Origin of the sequence: Dyella acidisoli, from assembly GCF_030160295.1 — a bacterium.
GTDB classification, from domain to species: domain Bacteria; phylum Pseudomonadota; class Gammaproteobacteria; order Xanthomonadales; family Rhodanobacteraceae; genus Dyella_B; species Dyella_B acidisoli.
The window spans coordinates 1-8,559 of sequence record NZ_BSOB01000015.1 but is presented as its reverse complement, the minus strand read 5'-3'; the positions used below and the strand labels follow the sequence as shown (position 1 = coordinate 8,559).

Here is an 8,559-nt window from a genome sequence, read left to right as displayed (position 1 = left end):
ACCTATCTAGCCATACACGTTCAGGCTTTTCCCTTCCGCATGCTGTGAGCCGTTTAGGCCATTTCTTTGGGTTACTTTTCTTTGGGCCAGCAAAGAAAAGTGACTCGGGCCCTTTAGGGTCCGAAAGCGCCGCAGGCAATGCCTCAACACACGAGATGCAACAACATGGCAACGTCAGGGTTGCCATCTAACACACACTCCCAAACGGCAGCCATTTATATTCTAATTCAGGCATGCCCCATGTATTAGTCATCGAAGACGACGAAGTCACCGCCCGCGAAATCGCGCTGGAACTCGCCGCGCACGGCATCAGCGCCGATCGCGTACACAGCGGCAACGAGGGACTGAAAGCCGCGCAGGAACCCCACTACGACGCAATCACCCTGGATCTGATGCTCCCGGGCATGGACGGCTTGAGCCTGGTAAAGCAGCTGCGCGAGCGCGGTATTAGCACGCCAGTCTTGATGATCAGCGCCCTGGGCGACGTGGACGAACGAGTGCGCGGCCTGCGCGCAGGCGGCGATGACTACCTCACCAAGCCCTTCGCCCCGGACGAAATGGCCGCGCGCATCGAAGTGCTGCTGCGGCGGCAACAGCCCGCGCAAACAAAGCTGCGCGCCGGCGATCTGGAGCTGGACCTGATTACGCACATCGCGCGCCGTGGCGGACGCGAGCTGTCGCTACTGCCCACCGAATATCGCCTGCTGGAATTCCTGATGCGCTACCCGGGTCAGGTGCTGACCCGCGCCATGATTTTCGAAAGCGTATGGGGGCTGCGTTTCGACCCCGGCACCAACCTGATTGACGTACATATCGCACGCTTGCGCCGCAAGGTCGATGCAGAGGGCGAGCCTTCATTGATCCGCACCGTGCGCGGCTCGGGATACCGGCTTGGATAACACCGCCAAATCCCGGGCTGACCAGTCGCCCCACTGGCGGGCCACCACCTCCCGCCTGCTGCTCGGCTACGGCGTGTTCTTCGTGATCTGGGGAACCGTGCTGCTTGGGTCCATCTATTGGGAAACCACGCAATATCTGGCGCGGCGCACCGATCGCGACCTGACCCACCAGATCGATCACCTGCGCCACGTCGACCGCGCCCATCTGGCCGCAATGCTCGACGACTACATTGCACTCGAAGACACCAGCTACAACGCCTGGGGCCTGTTCGACGCACAAGGCCATTGGATCAACGGCGACATCGTACGCATGCCGCCGGAATTGAAGATCGATGACGGCCCCATCCGCATCGAGGCTCGCGACATCATTCGTCAACAGGCGCTGCCCAGCGTCGACCAGTTGCACCTTATCGCCGCCCACCTCGATGACGGCAATGTGCTGGCGTTGGCGCATACCACGGGCGTCACCGCCCATGTCGGCAGCATCATCAAGCACGCTTTGTGGTGGGGACTGTCGTTCACCCTGGTGCCGGGGCTGCTCGGCGGCCTGATTCTCAATATCGGTCCACGTCGCCGCATCCGGCAGATCAAGGTGGCGACCCAAGCGATCGTGCGTGGCGATTTGCACAAGCGCCTGCCCATCAGCAAGCGCGACGACGAAGTGGATCGCCTCGCCACGATCGTCAACGACATGCTCGACCAGATCGAGCGGCTGATGGGCGAAGTGAAAGGTGTTTGCGACAACATCGCGCACGATTTGCGCACGCCACTGACGCGCTTGCGTTCGCAGCTTTATCGCGTGCAGCAGCAGATGCGAGAGGACGATCCGCATCAAACCTTGATCGAGCGTTGCGTGACCGATATCGACGACGTGCTGGGCCGCTTCCGCGCCCTGCTGCGCATTTCCGAGCTGGAAGACCGCCGCCGCCGGGAAGGTTTTGTCGCTGTGGATCTTGGCGAGACGCTGCAACACGTACACGAACTCTATGCGCCGCTGGCCGAGGACAAGCAGCAAGTGGTAGAGCTGCACATCGAGCCTGGGCTGATCGCGCAAGCCGACCCCGACCTGCTGTTCGAAGCGATCAGCAACCTCGTCGCCAATGCCATCAAATTCACACCGAATGGCGGAACCGTGGCGATGAGTGCTGTGCGCGTAGCTTCGGACAGTGCGCGGATCGAGGTCGCCGACAGCGGCCCAGGTATTCCGGCCGAAGAGCGCCACGCTATATGGCAGCGCTTCTATCGCGGCGAAGGGAGTCGGGAGACAGTGGGGCATGGCCTCGGGCTCAGCATCGTCGCGGCGATCGCGAAGTTGCATGACTTTGAGCTGAGCATAGATGGTGGCGAAGGTGGGGCGCGGATTGGGATGGAGTGTGCGATCAGCCCGTAGGTTGGGGTGCAAACCCCAACATCGTGACGTATGCATGGCAATGTTGGGGTTTGCACCCCAACCTACACGCTCATCGTCGTCCCGGCGAAGGCCGGGACCTAGTGACTTGCACACCGCCAGAGTCACTGGGCCCCGGCCTTCGCCGGGGCGACGATGAGGTAAAAATGAGTTTCCGCGAGCGTGTAGCGGCCAGCACACCAACATGAAAAATTCTTCATCCCCCTGAAAGGTAATCCGCCCGCCCCATCCCGATAATGCCGCATCGCTGGCTCGTACCGATGGAAGCTGCTGCATGCTGGGTTTGGTCCGCATTGCCCTGTCACGCCCCTACACCTTCATAGTGCTGGCGTTGTTCATCCTGATTGCCGGACCGCTGGCGGCATTACGGACCCCCACCGATATCTTTCCCAACATCGGCATCCCCGTTATCAGCGTGGTGTGGACCTACAACGGCCAATCACCCAGCGCAATGTCCGGGCGCGTGATCTACTACTACGAACGCCAGCTCACATCCACGGTCAGCGATATCGAGCACATGGAATCCCAGTCGCTGCCCGGCATCGGCGTGGTGAAAATCTTCTTCCAGCCCGGCGTCGATATCCGCACTGCTACTGCGCAGGTCACCTCGATTTCGCAGACGGTGCTGAAGCAAATGCCGCCCGGCATCACGCCGCCGCAGATCATCAACTACAACGCTTCCACCGTGCCCATCCTGCAAATGGCGCTGTCCAGCTCGAAGCTGGATGAAGGCAGAATTCGCGATATCGCGCAGAACTTCCTGCGCCCGTCCCTGGTGTCGGTGCGCGGCGTGGCTATTCCGGCGCCTTACGGTGGCAAGCAGCGCCAGATCATGATCGATCTCGATCCACAGGCATTGGCCGCCAAAGGCTTGTCCGCGCAGGACGTAGGCAATGCCCTTGCGGCGCAAAACCAGATCATCCCCGTGGGCGGCATCAAGATCGGCCATGAGCAATACACCGTCGAACTCAACGACAGCCCCTCTGCGATCGACGCACTGAACGAACTGCCGATCAAGACCGTCAACGGCGCCACCATCACCATCGGCCAGGTGGCGCACGTGCATGACGGTGCACCGCCGCAGCAGAACGAAGTGCGTGTGGATGGCCAGCGTGCGGTGCTGATGCCCATGCTGAAGGGCGGCGACGTTTCCACGCTCGCGGTGGTGGCCGGCATCAAGAAATTGATACCGCTGGCGCAGGAAACGCTCCCCTCGTCGCTGAAGCTGAAATTGCTGGGCGACCAGTCGGTCTTCGTACGCGGCGCGATTGCATCGGTAGCGCGCGAAGGCATCATCGCTGCGCTGCTCACGTCGGTAATGATCCTGATCTTCCTGGGCAGTTGGCGCTCGACGGTGATTATCGCCGTATCGATTCCGCTGGCTGTGCTCTCTGCAATCGCCCTGCTAGCGGCCTTCGGCCAAACGCTCAATGTGATGACCCTGGGCGGCCTGGCCTTGGCCGTAGGTATCCTGGTCGACGACGCCACCGTCACGATCGAGAACATCAACTGGCATCTGGAACAAGGTAAGGACGTCCATACCGCGATCATGGACGGCGCCAAGCAAATCGTGACGCCGGCCTTCGTCTCGCTGCTGTGCATCTGCATCGTCTTCGTGCCGATGTTCATGCTCGATGGCATTGCGGGCTTTCTGTTCCGGCCGATGGCGCTGGCAGTGATCTTCGCGATGATGTCCTCGTTCGTACTGTCGCGCACGTTGGTGCCGACAATGGCGATGTATTTGCTCAAGCCGCACGTCACCGAAAAAGGCATCGGCGACCATCCTGAAGATACCTACATCAATCATCACGAGGGCGACCAGCATCCCGATATCGCGCGCGGTGGGCTTCGTCTGGCGCTCGTGCATTTCCAGCAAGGTTTCGAGCACCGCTTCACCCAGGTGCGCGATGCTTATTACAACAGCCTTGGCTTGGCGCTAAGCGCGCGCCGTCCGTTTGTGATCGGGTTTCTTGTAGTGGTGCTGGCGTCGTTCGCCTTGGTGCCGTTCCTGGGGCGTGATTTCTTTCCCGCCACGGAAGCCGGCGCGATCGCGATGCACGTGCGTGCGCCAGTGGGCACGCGCATCGAAGATACGGCGGCCGAGTTCGACCACATCGAAAGAGCGATTCGCCGCGTGATTCCGCCGGCTCAGCTGGACAGCATCATCGACAATATCGGCCTGCCGCTCAGCGGCACCAATATGGTCTACAACGCCAGCGGCACCATCGGCCCACAAGATGGCGATATCCAGATCCTGCTCAACGAGGACCATGACGACACCGATGGTTTCGTCAAGAAACTGCGCGAGGTGCTGCCGCGCGAATTCCCCGGCACCAACTTCGCCTTTCTGCCCGCCGACATGGCCAGCCAGATTCTCAACTTCGGTGCACCGGCGCCGTTGGACGTGAAGATCGCCGGCCGCAACACCGCCGACAACCAGGCGTATGCCATCCAGTTGCTGCGCAAGATGCGCGCGATTCCCGGTATTGCCGACGTACGCTTGCAGCAGTCCACCGGTGCGCCGCAATTGAATGTGGATGTAGATCGCGTGCGCGCCAGCGGTCTGGGCTTTACCGAGCGTGACGTCACCAACAGCATGGTCGCTTCGCTTGCCGGCAGCTCGCAGGTGGCGCCTACGTTCTGGCTGAATCCCGCCAATGGTGTGTCCTATGCCGTGGTGGCGCAGACGCCGCAATATCGCATGGACCATCTTGCCGATCTGGAAAGCCTGCCGATCACTTCATCAGGCAACGGCGGGCGGCAGATTCTCGGTGCACTGGCGTCGGTATACCGCACGGCATCCCCTGCGGTGGTAACGCACTACAACATCATGCCGTCCTTCGATATTTACGCCACCACGCAAGGGCGTGATCTGGGTGCCGTGGCATCCGCCATTCAGCGCGTACTGGACGATGCGGCCAAGGATCGTCCCAAGGGCTCCACCGTACAGTTGCTGGGGCAAGTGGAAGCGATGAATACCGCCTTTTCCGGCTTGCTGTTCGGCCTGCTTGGCGCGTGCGTGTTGATCTACATGTTGATCGTGGTGAACTTCCAATCGTGGCTGGACCCGTTCGTGATCATCACCGCCCTGCCCGCCGCCTTGGCCGGCATCGTGTGGATGCTTTTCATCACTCACACCACGCTGTCGGTACCCGCTTTGACCGGCGCGATCATGTGCATGGGTGTGGCGACGGCGAATTCAATTCTGGTGGTGAGCTTCGCACGCGAACGCCTCGCGGAACATGGCGATGCGATCAAGGCGGCTTTGGAAGCGGGCTTCACGCGCTTCCGTCCCGTATGCATGACCGCGCTGGCAATGATCATCGGCATGCTGCCGATGGCACTGACACATGAGCAGAACTCGCCGCTGGGTCGCGCCGTCATCGGTGGCCTGCTGTTCGCCACCTTCGCCACGCTGCTATTCGTGCCGGTGATTTTCAGCCTGGTACATGGGCGCAAGCAGCACGTTCCATCCGATGTTTCCGTATCAGGCCTTCCTCATGTCGCATAACGCCGTAAACGTAGCAGTGGTGCGCAAGCCCAAGCATCTGAAAGTCGTCGGCATCGGTGCTGCGGTGATTGCAGCCTTGGTGGTCACGGTCGGTCTGGCTGCGCGCCGTTACCAGCATCAGGAACTGGTGCAATGGACCGATGCGCAACTGATTCCAAGCGTGCGATTGGCTCCGTCGATGGACCCGGCCACCGCGCATGCCATCACCCTGCCCGGCCATCTGGAAGCGTGGAACAGCGCACCGATCCATGCGCGCGTCGGCGGCTATCTCAAAGCCTGGTACAAGGATATTGGCGCGCAAGTCAAAGCAGGCGACGTGCTTGCCGTCATCGACACGCCCGAACTCGATCAGCAGTTGGAGCAAGCAAAAGCGGTACTGGTCAAGGCGCAGGCCAATGCGCATCTTGCCGACATGACGGCCCAGCGCTGGCAGCATTTGCTTGGTTCCGACTCGGTGTCCAAACAGGAGGCGGACGAAAAGAATGGCGACGCCGAAGCTGCGCGGGCGAATGTCCTCGCCGCCAAGGCCGACGTGGATCGGCTAGATGCATTGGAGACCTTCAAGAAGATCGTGGCACCATTCGATGGCGTCGTCACCGCACGGCATACCGACGTGGGCGATCTGATCACCGCCAACAATGAAAGCGGGCCGGAATTGTTTACCGTCGCCGACACCAGTCGCATGCGCTTGTACGTGCCGGTGCCGCAAGCCGATGTAGGCAGCATCAAATCCGGCATGAAAGCTACCCTTACCGTGCCTGAGTGGCCGGGACAAAGCTTCAACGCGACGCTGATCGGCAATTCCGAAGCGATCAACCCAAGCTCCGGCAGCCTGCTCGCGCAGTTTGTGGCCGATAACAAAAGGGGCGAACTCAAGCCCGGTGATTACAGCGACGTGCAGTTGGATATCGCGGTCGATCCGCACCGCATAACCGTGCCCGCCACTGCCCTGATCTTCCGTTCGCAAGGGCCCCAAGTTGCCGTGATGGGTGCTGACGGACGAGTGCATCTGCGCAAGGTGCACGTTGCATTGGACCTTGGCACCAGCCTGCAGATCGATCAGGGTTTAGGCCCCAACGATCAGGTGATCGAGAATCCGCCCGATTCGCTGATGGATGGCGACCAGGTGCGCGTGGAGAGCGACAACGCCGGAAACATGGCAGCGGAGGATGGTCGTGTTTCGGCGCGTTGATGTTCTTTGCGCCAGCGTTGTTGCAACCCTGATGCTGGGCGGCTGCTCGCTCGCTACTGCGTATCACACGCCATCGCTGCCATCGGTACCGGACACCTTCAAGGAAGCCGGCGCCGAATGGAAAACAGCTACGCCACTGGATCAGCAGGCGCGCGGAAACTGGTGGTCGGTCTACGGCGATAGCACGCTCGATCAACTGGAAACGAAACTGGACGCGGAAAGCCCTAGCCTTGCTGCAGCACTGGCCCGCTATGACACCGCACGCGCGTTCGAAAGCCAGTTAAATGCAGGGCTGTTTCCGCAATTGGGTGCGCTCGCCAACCCCACGCGCAATCGCCAGTCGGACAACCGGCCCCTACGTGGCACTCATCAGCCCAACGAATACGATGCCGATACAGTCGCCGTCGGTTTCAATTACGACCTCGACCTGTGGGGCCGCGTTCGCAACGAAGTCAGTGCGGGTCACGCCCTGTCGCAAGCAGCACAAGCCGATCTCGCCACGGCGAAGCTGAGCCTGGAAGCGCGGCTTGCGGACAACTACATGCGTCTACGCGGCTATGACATGCAGACGATGATTTTGCAGGACTCGCTTAAAGCGTATACCCGTGCATTGACGCTCACTGAGAATCGCCACCAAGGCGGTATCGCTTCCGGTCTCGATGTATCACGCGCGCAAACACAGTTGCACGACGCGCAAGCGCAAGTAACCGACGTGCAGGCACAGCGTGCATTGACCGAACATGCCATCGCCAGCCTGATCGGCGAACCCGCATCAAGCTTCTCGATCGCCCCCGCGCAGGTTTCACCGAGCGCGCCGGTGACTCCACCGGGCCTGCCTTCCAGCCTGCTCGAACGCCGCCCCGACATCGCCGCAGCAGAACGCCGTGCATATGCCGCCAACGCCGGCATCGGCGTGGCGCGTGCAGCGTTCTTTCCGGACGTGAGCTTGTCAGCGGCCTACGGCTTCCAAGACACCGGCGCCGGCAATCTGCTCACGCTCGGCAATCGCTTCTGGTCCTTGGGACCACTGGCAGTGCTGCCCCTCTTTGACGCAGGTTTGCGTCGTGCAAAGGTAGATCAGGCCAAGGCAGAATTCGACGCCGCCTCCGCGAACTATCGGCAGACCGTGTTGGATGCTTTCCGCCAAGTGGAAGATGACCTGGTATTGCTACGCGATCTTGGCGTGGAAATGGAACAGGAAGAGCAGGCAGCGGCGTCAGCGCAACAAACCATGACGATCGCTACCAACCGCTACCGCGAAGGCATCGTCAACTATCTCGACGTAGTCACCGCGCAGACTGCTGCGCTATCGGCACAACGCAATGCCGAGACCATTCGTACGCGACGCTTGCAGGCCAGCGTAGATCTGATTCGCGCGCTTGGTGGTGGGTGGACAAATGCCATCGCGGACGATTCGACGCCTGATACCACAGTGAAGCGATAATTGTAATTACATGGACTCGCCCCCGCGCTAAATAAGGCCTCATGGGCCAGCGGTGGAGAGTAAAACTATCCACCGTTCTGTAACGAGCGAGGGCGAGTCCATGAA

Annotated in this window: 6 protein-coding genes; all 6 read left to right on the top strand. The window is 60.8% G+C overall.

The window, feature by feature from the left end:
* Nucleotides 1–191: hypothetical protein (locus QQJ86_RS08960; protein ID WP_284320591.1), on the top strand; the 191-nt coding region annotated here is incomplete at its 5' end.
* 42 nt (nt 192–233) lie between these two features.
* Nucleotides 234–899 carry a response regulator transcription factor gene (locus tag QQJ86_RS08955; protein WP_284320590.1) on the top strand — a complete coding sequence of 222 codons (666 nt, stop codon included), beginning with the start codon at nt 234–236 and terminating at the stop codon, nt 897–899.
* Nucleotides 892–2,289 (top strand): sensor histidine kinase, encoded by a 1,398-nt coding sequence (locus QQJ86_RS08950; protein WP_284320589.1) that lies wholly within the window; start codon nt 892–894, stop codon nt 2,287–2,289. Before QQJ86_RS08955 ends, QQJ86_RS08950 begins: the two co-directional genes overlap by 8 nt.
* A 292-nt stretch (nt 2,290–2,581) precedes the next feature.
* Nucleotides 2,582–5,818 (top strand): efflux RND transporter permease subunit, encoded by a 3,237-nt coding sequence (locus QQJ86_RS08945; RefSeq protein WP_284320588.1) that lies wholly within the window; start codon nt 2,582–2,584, stop codon nt 5,816–5,818.
* Nucleotides 5,808–7,010, top strand: a complete 1,203-nt coding sequence (locus QQJ86_RS08940) for an efflux RND transporter periplasmic adaptor subunit (protein WP_284320587.1) — start codon at nt 5,808–5,810, stop codon at nt 7,008–7,010. Before QQJ86_RS08945 ends, QQJ86_RS08940 begins: the two co-directional genes overlap by 11 nt.
* Complete coding sequence (locus tag QQJ86_RS08935) at nt 6,994–8,454, top strand: efflux transporter outer membrane subunit (RefSeq protein ID WP_284320586.1); 1,461 nt, start codon at nt 6,994–6,996, stop codon at nt 8,452–8,454. Before QQJ86_RS08940 ends, QQJ86_RS08935 begins: the two co-directional genes overlap by 17 nt.
* The last annotated feature ends 105 nt before the right edge of the window (nt 8,455–8,559 follow it).